This is a genomic window from Verrucosispora sp. WMMA2121 (assembly GCF_027460185.1).
GTDB lineage: Bacteria > Actinomycetota > Actinomycetes > Mycobacteriales > Micromonosporaceae > Micromonospora > Micromonospora palythoicola.
The window spans coordinates 863,805-881,695 of record NZ_JAPZBH010000006.1 but is presented as its reverse complement, the minus strand read 5'-3'; the positions used below and the strand labels follow the sequence as shown (position 1 = coordinate 881,695).

The 17,891-nt window shown below is 72.7% G+C and carries 18 protein-coding genes and 1 pseudogene; 12 read left to right on the top strand and 7 right to left on the bottom strand.

What is annotated here, in order from left to right; translation table 11 throughout:
• Nucleotides 1-55 precede the first annotated feature (55 nt).
• Both O7605_RS12990 and O7605_RS12985 read right to left on the bottom strand, forming a co-directional pair.
• Nucleotides 56-676 (bottom strand): DUF3515 family protein, encoded by a 621-nt coding sequence (locus O7605_RS12990; protein ID WP_269739420.1) that lies wholly within the window; start codon nucleotides 674-676, stop codon nucleotides 56-58.
• The gene (locus O7605_RS12985; RefSeq protein ID WP_013284547.1) at nucleotides 677-910 is read right to left on the bottom strand and encodes an Lrp/AsnC ligand binding domain-containing protein; all 234 of its coding nucleotides are present in this window, start codon (nucleotides 908-910) and stop codon (nucleotides 677-679) included.
• A 282-nt stretch (nucleotides 911-1,192) separates the two neighbouring features.
• Between O7605_RS12985 and O7605_RS12980 the strand changes: the two genes are divergently transcribed.
• Together O7605_RS12980 and O7605_RS12975 are read left to right on the top strand one after the other, a co-directional pair.
• A complete protein-coding gene (locus O7605_RS12980) occupies nucleotides 1,193-2,131 on the top strand; it encodes a thiamine-phosphate kinase (RefSeq protein ID WP_269739419.1) in 939 nt (312 codons plus the stop codon).
• Between the two features lie 49 nt (nucleotides 2,132-2,180).
• Nucleotides 2,181-2,642, top strand: a complete 462-nt coding sequence (locus tag O7605_RS12975; protein WP_269739418.1) for a GNAT family N-acetyltransferase — start codon at nucleotides 2,181-2,183, stop codon at nucleotides 2,640-2,642.
• Nucleotides 2,643-2,728: 86 nt separating this feature from the next.
• Here the strand turns inward: O7605_RS12975 and rpmB are convergent, their stop codons facing one another.
• A complete protein-coding gene (gene rpmB, locus O7605_RS12970; protein WP_093401721.1) occupies nucleotides 2,729-2,920 on the bottom strand; it encodes a 50S ribosomal protein L28 in 192 nt (63 codons plus the stop codon).
• Nucleotides 2,921-3,135: 215 nt separating this feature from the next.
• On the opposite strand from rpmB, the gene O7605_RS12965 reads away from it, so the two are divergent.
• Together O7605_RS12965 and recG are read left to right on the top strand one after the other, a co-directional pair.
• Nucleotides 3,136-4,737 carry a DAK2 domain-containing protein gene (locus O7605_RS12965; RefSeq protein ID WP_269739417.1) on the top strand — a complete coding sequence of 534 codons (1,602 nt, stop codon included), beginning with the start codon at nucleotides 3,136-3,138 and terminating at the stop codon, nucleotides 4,735-4,737.
• A complete protein-coding gene (gene recG, locus O7605_RS12960) occupies nucleotides 4,734-6,938 on the top strand; it encodes an ATP-dependent DNA helicase RecG (RefSeq protein WP_269739416.1) in 2,205 nt (734 codons plus the stop codon). Before O7605_RS12965 ends, recG begins: the two co-directional genes overlap by 4 nt.
• Nucleotides 6,939-7,057: 119 nt before the next feature.
• Here the strand turns inward: recG and O7605_RS12955 are convergent, their stop codons facing one another.
• The gene (locus O7605_RS12955) at nucleotides 7,058-8,560 is read right to left on the bottom strand and encodes a cell wall anchor protein (protein WP_269739415.1); all 1,503 of its coding nucleotides are present in this window, start codon (nucleotides 8,558-8,560) and stop codon (nucleotides 7,058-7,060) included.
• A 357-nt stretch (nucleotides 8,561-8,917) separates the two neighbouring features.
• Nucleotides 8,918-9,904 (bottom strand): cell wall anchor protein, encoded by a 987-nt coding sequence (locus O7605_RS12950; protein WP_269739414.1) that lies wholly within the window; start codon nucleotides 9,902-9,904, stop codon nucleotides 8,918-8,920.
• Nucleotides 9,905-10,146: 242 nt separating this feature from the next.
• On the opposite strand from O7605_RS12950, the pseudogene rsmD reads away from it, so the two are divergent.
• The 8 genes and pseudogenes from rsmD to mutM form a co-directional block, all read left to right on the top strand.
• Nucleotides 10,147-10,713, top strand: a pseudogene (rsmD, locus tag O7605_RS12945) (16S rRNA (guanine(966)-N(2))-methyltransferase RsmD); the annotation flags it as partial.
• A complete protein-coding gene (gene coaD, locus O7605_RS12940; RefSeq protein WP_164445728.1) occupies nucleotides 10,710-11,195 on the top strand; it encodes a pantetheine-phosphate adenylyltransferase in 486 nt (161 codons plus the stop codon). The pseudogene rsmD and the gene coaD, both read left to right, overlap by 4 nt.
• Before the next feature lie 137 nt (nucleotides 11,196-11,332).
• Nucleotides 11,333-11,830 (top strand): hypothetical protein, encoded by a 498-nt coding sequence (locus O7605_RS12935; protein ID WP_269739412.1) that lies wholly within the window; start codon nucleotides 11,333-11,335, stop codon nucleotides 11,828-11,830.
• A 158-nt stretch (nucleotides 11,831-11,988) separates the two neighbouring features.
• The gene (locus O7605_RS12930) at nucleotides 11,989-12,552 is read left to right on the top strand and encodes a YceD family protein (RefSeq protein ID WP_269739411.1); all 564 of its coding nucleotides are present in this window, start codon (nucleotides 11,989-11,991) and stop codon (nucleotides 12,550-12,552) included.
• Nucleotides 12,553-12,557: 5 nt separating this feature from the next.
• A complete protein-coding gene (gene rpmF, locus O7605_RS12925) occupies nucleotides 12,558-12,731 on the top strand; it encodes a 50S ribosomal protein L32 (RefSeq protein WP_091435485.1) in 174 nt (57 codons plus the stop codon).
• A 129-nt stretch (nucleotides 12,732-12,860) separates the two neighbouring features.
• Nucleotides 12,861-13,814, top strand: coding sequence for a phosphate acyltransferase PlsX (locus O7605_RS12920; RefSeq protein WP_269742620.1), 954 nt, complete (start codon nucleotides 12,861-12,863; stop codon nucleotides 13,812-13,814).
• Nucleotides 13,811-14,647, top strand: coding sequence for a ribonuclease III (rnc, locus tag O7605_RS12915; RefSeq protein ID WP_269739410.1), 837 nt, complete (start codon nucleotides 13,811-13,813; stop codon nucleotides 14,645-14,647). Before O7605_RS12920 ends, rnc begins: the two co-directional genes overlap by 4 nt.
• On the top strand, nucleotides 14,640-15,491 hold the full coding sequence (mutM, locus tag O7605_RS12910) for a bifunctional DNA-formamidopyrimidine glycosylase/DNA-(apurinic or apyrimidinic site) lyase (RefSeq protein ID WP_269739409.1): 852 nt from the start codon (nucleotides 14,640-14,642) through the stop codon (nucleotides 15,489-15,491). Before rnc ends, mutM begins: the two co-directional genes overlap by 8 nt.
• A 31-nt stretch (nucleotides 15,492-15,522) precedes the next feature.
• Here the strand turns inward: mutM and O7605_RS12905 are convergent, their stop codons facing one another.
• Together O7605_RS12905 and O7605_RS12900 are read right to left on the bottom strand one after the other, a co-directional pair.
• Nucleotides 15,523-16,365 (bottom strand): endo alpha-1,4 polygalactosaminidase, encoded by an 843-nt coding sequence (locus O7605_RS12905; protein ID WP_269739408.1) that lies wholly within the window; start codon nucleotides 16,363-16,365, stop codon nucleotides 15,523-15,525.
• 113 nt (nucleotides 16,366-16,478) lie between these two features.
• On the bottom strand, nucleotides 16,479-17,795 hold the full coding sequence (locus O7605_RS12900; RefSeq protein ID WP_269739407.1) for a CAP domain-containing protein: 1,317 nt from the start codon (nucleotides 17,793-17,795) through the stop codon (nucleotides 16,479-16,481).
• Nucleotides 17,796-17,891: the final 96 nt, after the last annotated feature.

Genomic DNA, 17,891 nt, shown 5'->3' with positions numbered 1-17,891 from the left:
CCCGCCGCGGCGGTTGACGCGCAGCCCCGGTACCGGGCGGGCCGGCCCGGAGGCGTCAGGAGGTGCAGCCGGACGGTGCCGTGCCGGAGGACCGGATCGACTCGACGATGGTGGCGGAGACCGGGGAGGCCCACTGCAACGCCTCGCCGTAGAAGTTCGGCACCCGCAGGGTCACCGCCGTCTCCCGGTCGACCGTGGTCAACTCCGTCGCGTCCGGCCCCTCCACCGCGTACCAGCAGACCGAATTGACCAGGTAGAGGTGGTCGTCGGGACGCACCTGTGGCGCGGCACCACCACAGGCCACCGTGAGCGCCGGGTCGCCGTACGCGGCGTTCTGCTCGGGACCGGCGCTCACCGGTCGTTGCGGCAGGTCGCGGATCGAGTCGGGCAGCTGCGACAACAGGGCACGACAGACGACGGTCGGGCGCTCGCCGAGCGGGGGAGCGGCCATCTCGACCGGCGCGGTGGAGACCGGGCCGGGGGTGCTCGCCGACGGCTGCGGCGCGGCGGCCGGCTCCTCCGGCGCGAGAATGTTCAGCGCGAGCGCGCCCACCAGCAGGGTCACCGGCAGCGCCACCGCGGTGGCGATCAGCGCCGCGCTGCGGTTGGTCCGGTCGGGTGCCTTCGCGTCCGGCCGGTCGGCCTGGGCGACAGGGGAGTTCGAGTGCTCGTCCACTTACAGGCGCACCACCGAACACGTGAGGGTGCGGGTGATGCCGGGCACCATCTGCACCTTGCTGACGATGAGCTTGCCGAGCTCGTCGACGGTGTTCGCCTCGGTGAGCACGACCACGTCGTACGGCCCGGTGACCGCGTCGACGCGGACCACGCCGGCGAGGTCCGCGATGAGACCGGCCACGTCACGTGCCCGGCCGACCTCTGTCTGGATGAGGATGTACGCCTGTACCACGCTCGACCTCCCTCCGTCGCCGCCGGCAAGGCGGCCCGAAGGGAGAAAGTACCTTACGGACCAGGGCTGATCCCGATCGGTGGCCAAGGAGAAGCAGTGAGCGAGCGCAGCGAGCGAGCCATCAGGCTCAGGGCGGTGGTGCCTCACGGCGGCGCGCAGCGAAGCGGAGTGCCGTCGTGAGCGAGCGTAGCGAGCGAGCCGTCAGGCTCAGGGCGGTGGTGCCTCACGGCGGCGCGCAGCGAAGCGGAGTGCCGTCGTGAGCGAGCGCAGGGGGGTGTCGTGGTGAGCGTCGCGGGTGTCGGCGAGTTCGGGCTGATCGACCGGGTGACCGCCCGGTTGTCGTACGGCGCGACGGTGCTGCTCGGCCCGGGGGACGACGCGGCGGTGGTCGCCGCGCCGGACGCCCGCGTGGTCGCCACCACCGACGTGCTGGTCGAGGGACGGCACTTCCGCCGGGACTGGTCCGGCGCGCACGACATCGGCCGGCGGGCGGCGGCGGCGAACCTCGCCGACGTGGCGGCCATGGGGGCCGAGCCGACGGCCCTGCTGGTGGCGCTCTGCGTGCCCGCCGACGTGGAGACCGGATGGATGGAGCAGCTCGCCGACGGTCTCGGCGCCGAGGCGGCCGGGGTCGGGGCCAGCGTGGTGGGCGGGGACATGTCGGCCAGTCCCACGCTCACCATCGCGGTCACCGCGCTCGGTGACCTGGGCGGTCGGTCACCGGTCACCCGGGCCGGCGCCCGCCCCGGTGACCTGCTCGCCCTGGCCGGTCGCACCGGGTACGCGGCGGCCGGGTTCACCGTGCTCTCCCGTGGGTTCCGCACGCCCCGGCTGCTGGTCGAGGCGTACCGGCGGCCGGAGGTGCCCTACCGGGCCGGACCGCAGGCAGCCCGGCTCGGCGCCACTGCCATGATCGACATCTCGGACGGGCTGCTCGCCGACCTCTCGCACGTGGCGAAGGCCAGCGGGGTGGCCGTCGACATCACCCGGGACGCCTTCGAGGTGCCGCCGCAGATGCGCGACGCCGCGCAGGCGCTCGGCGTCGACCCGTACGCCTGGCTGCTGGCCGGTGGCGACGACCACGCGCTGGCGGCGACCTTCCCCCCGGCGACGGCCCTGCCAGCGGGCTGGCGGGCGATCGGTCGGGTCACCGAAGGTGCCGGGGTGACCGTGGACGGCCGACCGTTCGACGGCCCGCCCGGATGGGACCATTTCCGCTGACCACCGGCCACCCGGCGGAGGGCCGCCGGTCGGGTCGTACCCTGCACGGGTGCCCGAAATCGAGATCCACACGGTGCCGTTCGACTCTCCGGTGGCCCAGCGGCTGATCACTGCGACCCTGGCCGACCTGGGCGCCCGTTACGGTGGCAGCGGCGACGAGACCCCGGTGGACGCGAGCGAGTTCGTGCCGCCGGCCGGGGCGTTCCTGGTCGCCCGGATCGACGGGCAGCCGGTGGGCTGCGGCGGCTGGCGCAGCCACGGCGACGGGACCGCCGAGCTGAAGCGGATGTACACCGCTCCGCAGGCGCGGGGGCGGGGGGTGGCCCGCACGGTGCTGGCGGCCATCGAACGCTCGGCCCGGGAGCACGGCCGCCGACGGATCATCCTGGAGTGCGGTGACCGCCAGCCCGAGGCGATCGCGTTGTACAAGGCGGCCGGCTACGAGCGGATCCCCAACTTCGGCTTCTACGCCGACGAGCCCGGCTGCCTGTCGTTCGGCCGCACGCTCTGAGCCCCCGGCTCATGCGGACACGACGACACCGGCGGGCCCGTCGGGGCCCGCCGGTGTGACGGTCGTGATGTCCGGGTGCTACCGCGTCAGGCGCGGGCGACCTTGCCGGCCTTGATGCAGGACGTGCAGACCTTCAGCTTCTTGGTCGTGCCGCCACCGGCCGGGGTGCGCACCGACTGGATGTTCGGGTTCCAGCGGCGGTTGGTCCGCCGGTGCGAGTGGGACACGTTGTGGCCGAAGCCCGGTCCCTTGCCACAGACGTCGCACACGCTAGCCACGGGATACTCCTGGGATTGAAACGTTCATGAAGTCGGCACCAGGCGCAGCCCGGGCAACCTGGCCAGGGTACCCGATGGGGGAACCGCACGCCCAACCGGGCTCGGCCACCCAGACGGCTCGGCATCCGACGCGGGCAGCACCGTGCCGGGAACCCGACCGGGGCGCACCCACCCGGCGCCGGGCGAGTGTCAGCGTACGCCAGTAGGCTGCCACCGTGCTGGACACCCTCGACGCCGCCGCCGTGCGCCGCTGGTGCGCCAGCGGCCTGGCCGCGCTCAAGCGGCACCAGGGTGAGATCGACGAGCTGAACGTCTACCCGGTGCCCGACGGTGACACCGGCACCAACCTGGTGCTCACCCTCACCTCCGCACACCAGGCGCTCGCGATGGATCTCGACACCCACGCCGACGGCGTCGCGACCGCGCACGGGCACGCGTTGCGCCTGATGGCCCGGGGTGCCCTGCTCGGCGCGCGGGGAAACTCGGGGGTGATCCTGTCGCAGATCCTGCGCGGCCTCGCCGACGCGCTGGCCGCCACCCCCCAGGTGCGGGGCCGGGAGCTGGCGGCGGCGCTGCGCGAGGCGACCGACGCGGCGTACGCGGCGGTGGCCCGCCCGGTCGAGGGCACCCTGCTCTCGGTGGCCTCGGCCGCGGCCGACGCGGCCGAGCGGGTAGGCAGCGACGAGTTGCGGGTGGTGGCCCGGGCGGCGGCCGACGCCGCGGCCGACGCGCTGGCCCGTACCCCCGAGCAGTTGCCCGCGCTGGCCCGGGCCGGGGTGGTCGACGCCGGTGGGCAGGGGCTGTGCCTGCTGCTCGACGCGCTGGTCGAGGTGGTGGCGGGGGACAGCCCGGTGCGGCCGGCGTCCAGCGTCTCGTCGGTGCGGCCGCCGGTCACCGTCGCCCGGGAGACCGGCTCGACCGAGTTCGCCTACGAGGTGCAGTTCCTGCTCGACGCCGAGCCCGCCGCGGTGCGGCGGATGCGGGCCACCCTCGCCGACATCGGTGACTCCCTGGTGGTCGTCGGTGACCACGGCACCTGGCAGGTCCACGTGCACGTCAACGACGTCGGCGCGGCGATCGAGGCGGGCGTGGTCGCCGGCCGCCCGCACCAGATCGCGGTGACCCGCTTCACCGACCAACCGGAGCCCGTACCGCCCCGGTCCTCCGACGGGCGGGCCGCCGTGGTGGTGGCCGCGGGTGCCGGGATCGCCGAGTTGCTCGCCGCCGAGGGAGCGGTGGTGGTGCCCGGCGATCCGTCGACCGGCGAACTGCTCGACGCGGTACGCGCCACCGGCGCGGCCCGCGTGGTGGTGCTGCCCAACGACCCGGCCGCGCAGGCGGTGGCGAACCAGGTCGTCGAGGAGGCGCACCGGCTGGGGGTGGAGGTGGCCGTGGTGCCGACCCGCTCACCGGTGCAGGCGCTGGCGGCGCTGGCCGTGCGCGATCCGGGGCGTCGCTTCGCCGACGACGTGATCGCGATGGCCGAGGCGGCCGGTGCCTGCCGGTACGCCGAGGTGTGCCGGGCCGGCCGGGACGCGCTCACCGTCGCCGGCCCGTGCCGCGCCGGTGACGTGCTCGCCCTGGTCGAGGGGGAGGTGAACCTGATCGGCGGGGACCTGGTGGACACCTGCGTCGCACTTGTCGACCGGATGCTCGGCGGTGGCGGCGAACTGGTCACCCTGCTCGTCGGCGCGGACGCACCCGACGGGCTGGTGGACGCGGTACGCACGCACATCACGGCGCGCTGGCCCTTCGTCGAGGTGCAGGCGTACCCGGGTGGGCAACCGCATCATCCGTTGCTGGTCGGTGTCGAATGACCGCCGAGCCGTCCGATCTGGACACCCCGCTGAAGAAGCTGGTCGGTGAGAAGACCGCCAAGGCGCTGGCCGGCCACCTCGACCTGCACACCGCGGGTGACCTGATCTACCACTTCCCCCGCCGCTACGACGAGCGTGGCGAGCACACCGACATCCGCACGTTGGACGTCGGCGAACAGGTCACCGTGCTGGCCCAGGTGCAGCGCACCGCCGTACGCCCGATGCGGCAGCGGCGGGGCAACCTGCTGGAGGTCACCGTCGGCGACGGCTCCGGTGGCAGCCTCACCCTCACCTTCTTCGGCAACCAGGCGTGGCGCGAACGGGAACTGCGGCCGGGCCGGTGGGGACTGTTCGCCGGGAAGGTCACCGAGTTCCGGGGTCGGCGGCAGCTCAACGGGCCGGAGTACGTCCTGCTCGGGGAGCAGACCGACAGCGAGGCGGCGGCCAGCGAGCAGATCGAGGAGTTCGCCGGGGCACTCATTCCGGTCTATCCGGCCGCCGCCGCGGTGCCCACCTGGGTCATCGCCCGCTGCGTCCGGGTGGTGCTGGACACGGTGGCCCCGCCGGAGGATCCGCTGCCGGCGACGGTGCGGGCCAGTCGGAACCTGGTCGGCCTGGGCACCGCGCTACGGGAGATCCACCGGCCCTCCAGCCGGGAGGAGCTGTACCGGGCCCGTCGGCGGCTGAAGTGGGACGAGGCGTTCGCCGTGCAGGTGACCCTGGTCCGCCGCAAGCGGGACGCCGCCGCGTCGCCCGCGCGCCCCCGACCGGGGCGACCGGGTGGTCTGCTCGACGCCTTCGACGCCCGGTTGCCGTACGAGCTGACCGCCGGCCAGCGTGACGTCGGCGTCGAGATCGCCGCCGACCTCGCGACCGGTCACCCGATGCACCGGTTGTTGCAGGGCGAGGTCGGCTCCGGCAAGACCGTGGTGGCGCTGCGGGCGATGCTCCAGGTGGTCGACGCGGGCGGCCAGGCCGCGTTGCTGGCCCCCACCGAGGTGCTCGCCGCCCAACACCACCGGGGCATGCTCGACCTGCTCGGCCCGCTCGCCCAGGCCGGTGAACTGGGTGCCGCCGAGCACGCCACCCGGGTGGAACTGGTCACCGGCTCGCTGGGCGCGGCGGCGCGGCGCCGGGCGTTGGCCGAGGTCGCCAGCGGCGCGGCCGGCATCGTGCTCGGCACCCACGCCCTGCTCTACGAGGGGGTCGACTTCGCCGACCTGGGTCTGGTCGTGGTCGACGAACAGCACCGGTTCGGCGTCGAGCAGCGCGACGCGTTGCGGGCCAAGGCGGAGCAGCCGCCGCACGTACTGGTGATGACCGCCACTCCGATCCCTCGTACGGTGGCCATGACGGTCTACGGCGACCTGGAGATCTCCACCCTCTCCCAGCTGCCGCGCGGTCGTTCGCCGATCGCCTCGCACGTCGTGCCGGCCGCGGAGAAGCCGGCCTTCCTCGACCGTGCCTGGCGGCGGCTGCGGGAGGAGGTCACCGCCGGCCATCAGGCGTACGTGGTCTGCCCCCGGATCGGGGACTCGACGTCCGGGGCCGAGGAGGAGCCGCCGGCGGTCGACGACTCGGAGCGGCGGCCACCGCTCGCGGTGACCGACGTCGCGCCGTTGCTGGCCGACGGGCCGCTGCACGGGCTACGGATCGGTGTCCTGCACGGCCGGCTGCCGGCCGACGAGAAGGACGCGGTGATGCGCTCCTTCGCGGCCGGCCAGCTGGACGTGCTGGTGGCCACCACGGTGGTCGAGGTGGGGGTGGACGTACCCAACGCGACGATGATGGTGGTGCTGGACGCCGACCGGTTCGGCGTCTCGCAGCTGCACCAGTTGCGTGGCCGGGTGGGCCGGGGCAGCGCTCCCGGGCTCTGCCTGCTGGTGACCGAGGCGGCCGACGGCAGCGGGGCGCGGGAGCGGCTGGACGCGGTCGCCTCCACCACTGACGGTTTCAAGCTCGCCGAGCTGGACCTGGAACAGCGGCGGGAGGGGGACGTGCTGGGTGCCACCCAGTCCGGTCGTCGTTCGCACCTGCGCCTGCTGTCGTTGCTGCGCGACGCGGACCTGATCAGAGACGCTCGGGCGGAGGCGATCGCGTTGGTGGAGGAGGATCCGGAGCTGGTCCGACATCCGGCGCTCGCCGCCTCGGTCGCCGCGCTCGTCGACGAGGACCGCGCAGAGTACCTCGAAAAGGGCTGAGCAGCTTCGCCGGCCACCGGCCGTTCCGCTTGCCTCGCGCCCCGGTTGCCGGGCGGGACAGCGAACCGCCCCGGTCACCCGTGGAACGGGGTGACCGGGGCGGGCACGCTCAGCTCGGCTCAGGCGGTGAAGTGGATCCGCCGCCGCCGCGCCATCACGAACAGGACCGCGCCCAGCGCCAGCAGGGCGATCGCGCCCGCGGCGATGCCGCCGGCCGCGGCACCGGTCACCGGCAGGCCCGGCGGCTCCTCGCCGCCGCCACCGCCACCGCAGCCCTCGGGCGCGTAGACGACCTCAAGCTCCAGGCCCAGCTCCGGCAGGACGACCAGCGCCGCCTCCTCGTCACCGGCCGGGAACTTGACCGACTCGGACGAGCCCGGCGCGACGGTACGGGTCTCGGTCTTGTCGCCGTAGGTGAACTCCACCTTGACCGGCATGCCGCCCTCCGGGTTCGACGCGGTCAGCCCGAAGGTCTCGCAGTCCGCGTCGGTGGTCACCGTCGGCAGCGGGCAGTCCTCGGGACGCTCCCAGGAGTACGTGCCGTTCTCGATGACCTCGCCGTCGACCAGCACCTCGATCTTGCCGGCGTTCTCGGCGGGCACCACGGTCTCGTTGTCGGCCTTGCCCGGCGCGACGGTGACGGTCTTGGACCAGCCGTTCTCGCCCCGGACCTCGAACTCGACCGGGTACTTCGAGATCGAACCGTCGTTGCTCAGCGAGACGGTGACGCTGCCGTCGCAGGCGGAGGAGAAGGTGGACGCCGGGGTGGTGCAGTTCTTGCTGCCGCCGTTGTACCAGCCCTGCGGGCCCGACGAGCGGTTGCCGGGAGCACCCTTGTCGCCCAGCTTCTTCGAGCCGTAGCGCTTGCCGTCCTCGACCAGCGGGTCGATGACCTCGTCGACGCCGCCCCAGATCAGGTCGACCTGGGTGTGGCAGTCCGGGACACCGACGTTCAGCTCGATCTCGTTCTGGCCGGCGCCGAGGAAGTCGCTGTCCGGCTCACCGTAGACGTACTGCGGGGTGGCGAACTGCGGGCGCGGGGCGAAGTACGACACCAGCGTGAAGTACTGCTTCTCCTCGCCGCACAGCGGCAGGTCACCCTCCAGCTTGACCGTCGCCGTGCCCTTCGGGCCGTCGAAGGTGTGGCTGTACTTCGCCTCGCTGGCGTCGACGCACTTCGGCGCCGGCGTGCACGCACCGTCGGCGGCGAGGTTGATGGTGCCCTCGTTGGTCCGCTCCCGCCGGTTGTCCCAGCGGCCCTCGACGATGAGCTTGGCGCTCTCGGTGGTGCCCGGAACACGCTGTACGGCCTGAACCGAGCCGCCCCGGGGGATCGCCACACCCTGCAGGTCGACGGGGTCGGCACCCGGCACGAGGACCTGGACCGGAGTCGACGGCTCGGCGGTCACCTTCTTGACCGTGGCGGCAGTCCTGCGCTCGCTGTTGGCCACCGTCCACGTGATCACCCGCTCGCCACTGAGCTGGTCGCAGACGACGGTGGCGGTGATGGTGGTGTGGTGGCCGCTGGCGGGGGTGGCCACCGCCGCTGCTCCGGTCAGGCCGATGAGGGCGGCTGCCAGGACAGCCAGCGGCCGCCGCAGCGACAGCTTGGGTCGGATCACGCGTACTCCCGGGGTGAAGAGCGTCAGGTGTCGGCGCGGGCGGGACGGACGGCGCTGGCGGCATGTGCCGCGCCTGGAAGGGGTGTCTCCCGTGCCGATGACCGGCGGCCATGACGCCGGCACCGGGCAGACCCTAGCGAGATCGCGAGAAACGAAACAGCCCTCAGGGAAGCTTAAGTGAGATGTTATGAATGCGAGATCATTGATATACGTCGGGTGATCGTGTCAGGGCTTTGCGCACCAGTGTCCGCTGTGGACCTGCCGGCAGCGCGCCCGGGGTATGGAAACCGGAAACGCACGAGGGCGCGTCGACCCACAGGTCGACGCGCCCTCGGCCGCGATTCGGATCAGGAGGGATCAGGCGGTGAAGCGCAGTCGACGACGGCGGGTCACCACGAACAGGGCCGCGCCCGCGGCCAGCAGTGCGACGGCACCGGCGATGATGCCGCCGGTGGCGGCACCGGTGACCGGCAGCCCGCCGCCACCCCCGCCGCTACCGCAGTCCTCCGGCTGCTCCCAGGCCACCGGCTCGCCCTCGACGGTCTCGTCCTCGACAGTGAAGGTCGGGGTGACCACCAGGCCGGGGTACGCGTCGAAGGTGACCGACGTGATCTCGCCCGGAACTGCCTCCAGCGTCTTCGTCGTCCCCTTGTCCGAGGTCAGGGCGACCGAGAAGGGGATGCCATCGGCCGGGTTGTCGATCTCGAAGGTCAGCTCGTCGCAGGTCTCGATGAGCTCGAAGGTCGGCTCACCCGGCTCCGGCACCACCGGCTCGTCCGTCGGCGTCGGCGTCGGCTCGGGGCTCTGGGTCGGCTCCGGGCTGTCGGTCGGCGTCGGCGTCGGCTCGGGGCTCTCGGTCGGCTCGGGGCTTTCCGTCGGCGTCGGGCTCTCCGTCGGCGTCGGGCTCTCCGTCGGCGTCGGCGTCGGCTCGGGCTTCGGGCACCAGCCGGTGATCCGGGCCTCGCCGGTCCGGGTGTTGGTGACGGTCTGCCTGGGCTTCGCCCAGACGGCGGTCACCGTCAGGCGGGGAGCCTGGCGCCGCTTGTACGTCGCGATCTGCTCGCCGACCAGCGAGCCCTCACCCAACTTCGGCAGCATGGCGCCGACCACGATGTTGGTGACCGGAGTCTCGGAGACCACCTCGGTGATCTCGGCGGTCCACTGCCGCTCGCTGTTCGTGACGGTCCACTGGACCCTCACGGTGCCGTTCTTCAGCTTGCAGCCGACACCCTCGATGATGGGGTGGTGAGCGCTGGCGGGGGCGGCGACGACAGCGACGCCGGCGAGGCCGATCAGCGCACCGGCGGCGGCTGCCGCGACGCGCCGGAAGTTCAGACGGTTCACGTCTACTCCTGAGTGGGGAACCGGAAGCTTCGTCGGCGACGGACAGGCCGTACCCGTCCCGACACCCGGCAGACCTTATCGATCCGATCTTGCGCGCCATAGCCTTCAGGGAATCCTAAGAATGATGTTGTGGATTCGTGATCTCCCATATACGGAAAGTCTTCGGACGGGTGCGGATGGGTCAACAGTGGCGTGCGGGTCGTCCGGTTGGCATCGCGTAGCGTCAAGGACATGAGGAGTGCGCGATGACCCGCATCGTCGCCGGCAGCCTCGGTGGCCGGCGGATCGCCGCCCCGCCCGGTGCCGGCACCCGACCCACCTCCGACCGGGTGCGCGAGGCGTTGTTCAGCGCGGTCGAAGCCGAGGTGGATCTGGAGGGCGCCCGCTTCGCCGACCTCTACGCCGGCTCGGGCGCGGTCGGCCTGGAGGCGCTGTCGCGCGGCGCGGAGCACGTACTGCTCGTCGAGTCCGACCCTCGCGCCGCCCGGGTGATCCGGGAGAACCTGACGGCGCTGCGGGTCGGCGCCTCGGCCCGGCTGGTCGCCGGCAAGGTCGCCACCGTCCTGGCCGCCGGCGTGGCGGGCGAGCCGTACGACGCCGTCTTCGCCGATCCGCCGTACGCGCTGCCGGACGACGGCGTCCGCGCGATGCTCGCCGCTCTGGTGGACGGGGGCTGGCTGGCGCCGGAGGCATTGGTGGTGGTGGAGCGGTCCAGTCGTGGCGGACCGGTCGAGTGGGTGGAAGGCATCACTGGCCAGCGCAGTCGCCGGTACGGCGAGACCACCCTTTGGTACGGTCGCCGATCATGAGACGTGCGGTGTGTCCCGGCTCGTTCGACCCGGTCACCAACGGTCACCTCGACATCATCGGCCGGGCCAGCCGGCTGTTCGACGAGGTGATCGTCGGCGTACTGGTCAACCAGTCGAAGAGCGGCCTGTTCACCGTCGAGGAGCGGATCGAGATGCTCCGTGAGGTGACCGCCTCCTACGGCAACGTGCGGGTGGCGTCCTTCCGGGGCCTGCTCGTGGACTTCTGCCGGGCGCAGCGGGCAACCGTGTTGATCAAGGGACTGCGGGCGGTCAGCGACTTCGACTACGAGTTGCAGATGGCGCAGATGAACATCGGCCTCGCCGGGGTCGAGACGCTGTTCATGCCGACCAACCCGCTGTACTCCTTCCTCTCGTCAAGCCTGGTGAAGGACGTGGCCAAGTGGGGCGGCGACGTCACGCCCCACGTACCCGACGTGGTCCGCGACGCCCTCAAGGCCCGCCTGGTCCCCCCACCCCCCTGACGGCCACCACGGGGCGACACGCCCGGGGAGGGGTCGGTGCGGGGGTGGTGGGGGACGACATCATTGGGTGAAGCGGGAAACCGGCCGCAGCCCGCATGATGTAGGTCGGCCCGACGAATGACAGGAGTGAGGTACCGGTGGACCCGCTCGACCGCATCGACGAACTGATCAGCATCGTGGAGCAGGCGCGCTCCGTGCCGATGTCGCGCAACAACTGCATGGTCGACCGGAGTGAGATGATCGGTGCCCTCGACGAACTGCGCGAAGGGCTTCCGGCCGACCTGCGCCGTGCCGCCGCCCTGCTGGAGGAGCGGGACAAGATCATGGAGGCCGGCAAGCGGGAGGCCGACCGCATCATCAGCGAGGGTGAGGCGGAACACGCCCGCCTGGTCTCGGTGAACGAGATCACCGTCTCCGCCGAGCACGAGGGTGCCCGGATCATCGCCGAGGCGCGGGCGGAGGCGCAGCGGCTGCGCGAGGAGGTCGACGACTACGTCGACACCGCGCTGGCCAACTTCGAACAGTTCCTCACCCGGGCGCTGGCCTCGATAGAGCGCGGCCGGGACAAGATGCACGCGCTGCGGGAGATCGGCACCTTCGCCGGGGACGAGGCGGAGCGACCGCTGCCCTTCTGACCTCGCACCGCCGCCGCCGAACGGATCGTCCGCCGCCGACCGGACCAATCCGCCGCCGCCAGGACCGACCGCCGCTCCGGCTGGTCACCCCGGTTCGACGCTGGGGCGTCCGTCCAGGTAACCTCGTTTGTCGGCCTCTCACCGGCCGGAGTCTGACTATGCCCAAGAACTCACCCACTTCACTCGACCCCAGGTCGCCGCTGGTCCTCGACACGAGGGAGCTGCCACGCCGACCTGGTGCTCTGCGTACCGTCGAACGGGTGGTCCCGGCACCGTCGGACCTCGGTGTGGAGTTGATCGGCGTGCCGGAGGGCGCGGGCCTCGACCTCGATCTGCGGATGGAGTCGGTGTCCGAGGGTGTGCTCGTCTCGGGGACCGTCAGCGGTCCGATCCGGGGCGAGTGCGGTCGCTGCCTGCGCGAGATCAACGACTCGGTGACGGTGACGATCCAGGAGCTGTACGCGTACGAAAACAGCACCACTGACGTCACCACCGAGGAAGACGAGGTCGGTCGAATGCAGGGCGACCTGATCGACCTGGAACCGGCGTTGCGGGACGCGGTGGTGCTCGCGCTGCCGAACAACCCGCTCTGCCGTCAGGACTGCCCAGGTCTGTGCCCCGAATGCGGGGTGCACCGGGACGATCTGCCGGCCGATCACAGCCACCAGCAGATCGACCCGCGTTGGGCGGGCCTGTCGCAACTGACCCGTACAGAGGAGTAAGAACCGTGGCCGTCCCCAAGCGCAAGATGTCGCGCAGCAACACCCGGTCCCGCCGGGCGAACTGGAAGGCCGCGGCGGTCGCGACCGTCGCCTGCCCGCAGTGCAAGTCCGCGAAGCTGCCGCACGCCGCCTGCTCGGTCTGCGGCACCTACAACGGCCGCCAGGTCCTTGAGGTCTGACCCGGACGGCGCGTGACGTCTCCGACCACAGGTCGGGTGACGCACACCCCCCGGCGGTCGTCCGCAACTCCGGCCGACGCCGGCCGGCCCAGGCCGGTCGGCGTCGAGACGGAGCCGGGCGTCGCACGGATCGCCGTTGACCTCCTCGGCGGGGACGACGCTCCCGCCGTCGTGGTGGACGGCGCTCTGCGGGCGGTGTGCGACGACCCGGACCTGCACCTGCTTCTCGTCGGGCCGACCCGGGCCGCCGGCGCGTTGATCGACGCCCTGGACCCGGCGCAACGGGACCGGATCACGGTCCGACCGACCCACTCCGTCGTCGACATGGCCGACGACCCCAGCGCGGCGCGTGCCGACACCACCGTCCGGGCCGCCGTGGCGGCCGTGCGAGCCGGGTACGCCGACGCGCTGGTCTCCGCGGGGTCCACCGGTGCGACCGTCACCGCCGCCGCCCTCGTCCTCGGTCGCTGGCCCGATGTCCGGCGCCCGGCCCTCGCCGCCGCGCTGCCCGCCGTCTCCGGCACCGTCGTCCTGCTCGACGTGGGTGGCTCGTTGGAGCCGAGCCCGGCGACCCTCGCCCGCAACGCCGCCCTCGGCGCCGCCTACGCCGCGGTCGCCCACGGCATCACCGCGCCCCGGGTGGGGCTGCTCTCGGTGGGCACCGAAGCCGGCAAGGGCGACCGGGCTCGCCGGCTCACCGACCCCGTGCTCGGCGCGGCGGCGCTGCCCGGCGACGCCCGCTACGTCGGGCTCGTCGAGGGCTACGACGTCTGCCTCGGCACCAGCGCCGACGTGGTGGTCACCGACGGCTTCACCGGTAACGTGCTGCTCAAAGCCATCGAAGGCGCGTACGCCATGGCCGGCGGGAACCCGCCCGGTGGCGGCGCGCCCCGGGCCGCCGCGCTGCTCGGCGTGGCCGGCACCGTCGTCGTCTGCCACGGCGCCGCCCGCGCCGACGACATCGCCTCCGGCATCGCCCTGGCCGCCCATCTCTGGCGGCGCGACGCCACCGAGCGGGTCGCCGCGCTGCTCGGCGGGGACCGCACCGATCGCACGACCGACACCGAGGTACGCACATCATGAGCAACGACAAGCGCCGGCGACCCGAGATCGGCCACCTGGAGGCCGCCTTCGGTGTCTCGCTGGACCCGGAGCTGCTGGAACGCGCGCTGACCCACCGTTCGTACGCGTACGAGAACGGCGGCCTGCCCACCAACGAGCGGCTGGAGTTCCTCGGCGACTCGGTGCTGGGTGTGGTGATCACGACCGCGCTCTTCCAGAACCACCCCGACCTGCCGGAGGGCCAGCTGGCGAAGCTGCGTGCCAGCGTGGTCAACATGCGTGCGCTCGCCGACGTGGCGCGCGGCCTGGGCCCGGACGGGCTCGGCCCCTACCTGCTGCTCGGCAAGGGCGAGGAGACCACCGGCGGTCGGGACAAGGCCAGCATCCTCGCCGACACTCTCGAAGCGCTGCTCGGCGCGATCTACCTTCAGTACGGCCTGGACACCGCCGCCATCGTCATCCACCGGTTGTTCGACCCACTGATGGTCGAGTCCGCCGGCCGGGGCGCCGCGCTGGACTGGAAGACGAGCCTGCAGGAACTGACCGCCGCGCTCGGCCTCGGCGTGCCGGAGTACCGGATCGAGGGCACCGGCCCGGATCACCTGAAGACCTTCACCGCGTGGGTGGTGGTGGCCGGCAACCGGTACGGCGGCGCCGACGGGCGGAGCAAGAAGGAAGCCGAGCAGCGGGCGGCGGAGTCGGCGTGGCGGACCCTCACCGAGCAGGCGGAGAAGACCGCCGAAGGCCAGGCCGGGGCGGCCGCCGACGGCACGGTCGACGAGCAGGTCAACGGGACGGTCGACGGCCAGCGGAGCCTGGTTGACGAGGTCGAGGCCCAGGCGCACCATGCCTGAGCTGCCGGAGGTGGAGACCGTCCGGCAGGGCCTGTCCCGCTGGATCACCGGCCGCCGGATCCACTCGGTGGAGGTACGCCACCCCCGGGCGGTCCGTCGCCACGTGCCCGGCGGCGCACACTTCGCCGACGTGCTGGCCGGCCGGAAGGTACTCGACGTCCGTCGACGCGGAAAGTATCTCTGGCTGCCGCTGGACAGCGGGGACGCCGTCGTCGGGCATCTCGGGATGTCCGGGCAACTGCTGCTGCAACCGGCGGACGCGCCCGACGAGACGCACCTGCGGGTCCGGTTCCGTTTCGACGACGGCGGCCCCGAGCTGCGCTTCGTCGACCAGCGTACGTTCGGCGGGCTGTCGGTGAGCGAGGGCGGCGGCACGTTGCCGGCGGAGATCGCCCACATCGCCCGCGACCCGCTTGATCCGGAGTTCTCCGACGCGGAGTTCGTGGCCGCGCTGCGTCGGCGGCGTACCGAGGTCAAGCGGGCGCTGCTCGACCAGAGCCTGATCTCCGGCGTGGGCAACATCTACGCCGACGAGGCGCTGTGGCGGGCCGGGCTGCACGGCACCCGGTCAACCGACGCGCTCACCGGCCCGGCCGCCCACCGGCTGCTCGCGCACGTGCGGGACGTCCTCGGTGAGGCGATCACCGCGGGGGGTACCAGCTTCGACGCCCTCTACGTGAACGTCAACGGCGAGAGCGGCTACTTCGACCGGTCGTTGAACGCGTACGGGCGGGAGGGACAGCCCTGCCGTCGCTGCGGCGCACCGATCCGCCGCGAGGCCTTCATGAACCGCTCGTCCTACAGCTGCCCCCGCTGCCAACCCCGCCCCCGCTCGCGCCCCTGACCCCGCCCACTGTCGGGCGGGAGGGGCACTGTCAGGGGGCTGGGCAGGGCAGACGCCAGGCGTCCAGGTTGCGGTTCTTGCGGATCGAGGCGAAGCCGTAGCCGACGCTTGTGACACAGAAGTCGGTGGTGGCGCCGGTGTACTCGACGTGGAACACCGGTTTGCCGGCGTCGGCGAAGGGCAGCAACTTGTCGCACCGGTCCAGCCGTACGCACTCCTCGTTGACGGCGAAGTCGAAGTCCGGTGCCAGCGCGGCGACCTGCGGCAGGTTGTTGAGCAGCCCGGGGGAGAGATCGAGCGAGCGGGCCAGCGCGGCGAGCTTGCGGTTGAACGTCAACTGGTCGTCGAACTCCAGCGCGAAGCCGGAGCGCTTGTCGTAGCCGTCGGCGTCGGCGAACACCACCGCGCCGAAACCCTTGCCACGACAGAGCCGGAACCGGTCGGCCAGCACTGGTCGCAGGACGTCCCACCGGCGTACGTCGAGCCAGACGCGCCCGGTCCGGGCCGTCGTCGCGCCGCGGACGCGGGCCGGGTAGCGGCTGGCGTCGGGGTCGGTCGGGTGCACCGAACCGACGTGCACCTGGCAGACCAGCCGACGGTCCCGGGACCGTAGCTCGCTGGTCTGCGCGGCGGTGGTGTCGACCGGGTCGAGGACGAACACGTCCGCCTCGACGGCCGGGTCGAGCACCCCGTCCAGCTGCCACTGCCACTGCCAGTGCCGCGTCGAGGTGGTCGGCCAACTGGTCGGTGCTCCGGGCGGGGTGAGGTCAGGCCGGCAGGCCGCAGCAGTGACGAGCAGCGTGAACGTCAGTCCGGCCGGCAGCGCCCGGCGGTGCACCCACCGGGCCGGTCGCCCGCCCAGGCCGAACCGCATCGCCAGCTCCGCAGGTCGCGGGGCGGCGTCGGGCCGCCCGAGCCCGGTACGCCGGGTCCCGGCGTACCCACCCGGTCAAACGAGCACGGACCCGACGAGGATTCGCGGCCGACTCAGCGCGGCGCGGCGAAGACCTGCGTCCAGTACGGACCGTTGCTGCGCGCCACGCCGACGCCGATCTCGGTGAAGGCGCAGTTGAGGATGTTGGCGCGGTGTCCGTCGCTGTTCATCCAGGCGTCCATGACGGCCGCGGGCGTCCGCTGGTTCCACGCGACGTTCTCGCCGTAGGTACGCCAGGCGTAGTCGACCCGGTCGATCCGGTCGCCGGGATCGCTGCCGTCGCTGCCGGTGTGCGACATGTTCCGGTGGTCGGCCTGGTCCTGGCTGTGCCGCTGGGCCGCGGTCATCAACTTGTCGTCGATGCTCAACGCGCCGCAGCCGGCCTTCGCCCGCTCGGCGTTGACCAGCTTGACCACCTCGGCGGCCTCGGCGGTGACGTCGTCGGAGGGCGACGGGCTGGTCGAGGCGGCCCGGCTCGGGCTGCCCTGGCGGTCGGTGCCCAGCCGGGACGGGGCCGTGCTCCGCGAGGGTGCGGGCCTGGTCCGGGTGGTCCGGCTCGGTGACGGTGCGGCCGTGGCGGTGCTCGGGGAGACACTGGGGCTGGGACTGGCGCTCGGGCTTGTGCTCTCGGGCAGGTCCAGCGTGAGTGCCGGATCCTCCTCCGCGGCGGGCGCGCTGGCGACCGGTGCCTGGCCCGCCGTGGTGTTGGTCGGGGCGTCGTCACCGGGCAGCGCGAGGGCGGCGACACCGATGCTCACCACGAGCGTGGCGGCCGCGGCGGCACCCCCCATCACCAGGGGGCGCGGCAGCCGGCGGGGCCGACGGGTCGCGGCGATCGGCTCGGGTGCCGGCTCGTCGACACCGGCCAGCTCCCGGTGCCCGGTCTGCGGCGGGCCGTAGTGCGGGCCAACGACCGGTTCGGCGTACGCGCCGGTCCGGTCGGTGTACCCGACGGCCTGATCGGTGTACCAGTCGGGCCGATCATCGTAGGCGTACGCGCTCTCCTGCGGCGCGGCGTGGTGCGTGGGCCAGTCGGTGGCATCGGTGGCGGTGGGCTCGTCGTCGCGGTGGTGCCGTCCGGTCTGCTGGTGCCGTGCGCTGGAGGTGTCGTACCAGTCCTGTCCCGTTGTCGGGTACGGCTGCTCCGCCGGCCGGTACGCCTCCGTGGCCGGGTGCGCGGCAGCGTCGGACCGCCACTGCTCGGTCGGCTGCTCGCGGTACCACCCGTCGGACGGCTCCGCCGGATCGTCGCCGAACAGGTAGGACGACCGTGGCGCTGGCCGGTCGGTCAACCAGGCCGGATCGTCGGTCGGCGGTTCCGCTCGCCACGGGGTGCGCTCCGGGTCGATCGGATCATTCCAGCCGTGCACGCCTGTCGCCTCCACGGGTCAGTTACGGGCCGGGGTGACGCTACGTGTTGTGTCTGAGCAGCGGCAATCTGGCTAAGGAAGAGTTAAGAGGAGCCG

What these genes read in the sequence shown, in the direction of transcription:
- O7605_RS12930 (WP_269739411.1), top strand. Translation starts at nt 11,989, where the DNA reads ATGCCCAAGAACTCACCCACTTCACTCGACCCCAGGTCGCCGCTGGTC.
- mutM (WP_269739409.1), top strand. Translation starts at nt 14,640, where the DNA reads ATGCCTGAGCTGCCGGAGGTGGAGACCGTCCGGCAGGGCCTGTCCCGC.
- O7605_RS12905 (WP_269739408.1), bottom strand. Translation starts at nt 16,365, where the DNA reads ATGCGGTTCGGCCTGGGCGGGCGACCGGCCCGGTGGGTGCACCGCCGG.
- recG (WP_269739416.1), top strand. Translation starts at nt 4,734, where the DNA reads ATGACCGCCGAGCCGTCCGATCTGGACACCCCGCTGAAGAAGCTGGTC.
- coaD (WP_164445728.1), top strand. Translation starts at nt 10,710, where the DNA reads ATGAGACGTGCGGTGTGTCCCGGCTCGTTCGACCCGGTCACCAACGGT.
- rnc (WP_269739410.1), top strand. Translation starts at nt 13,811, where the DNA reads ATGAGCAACGACAAGCGCCGGCGACCCGAGATCGGCCACCTGGAGGCC.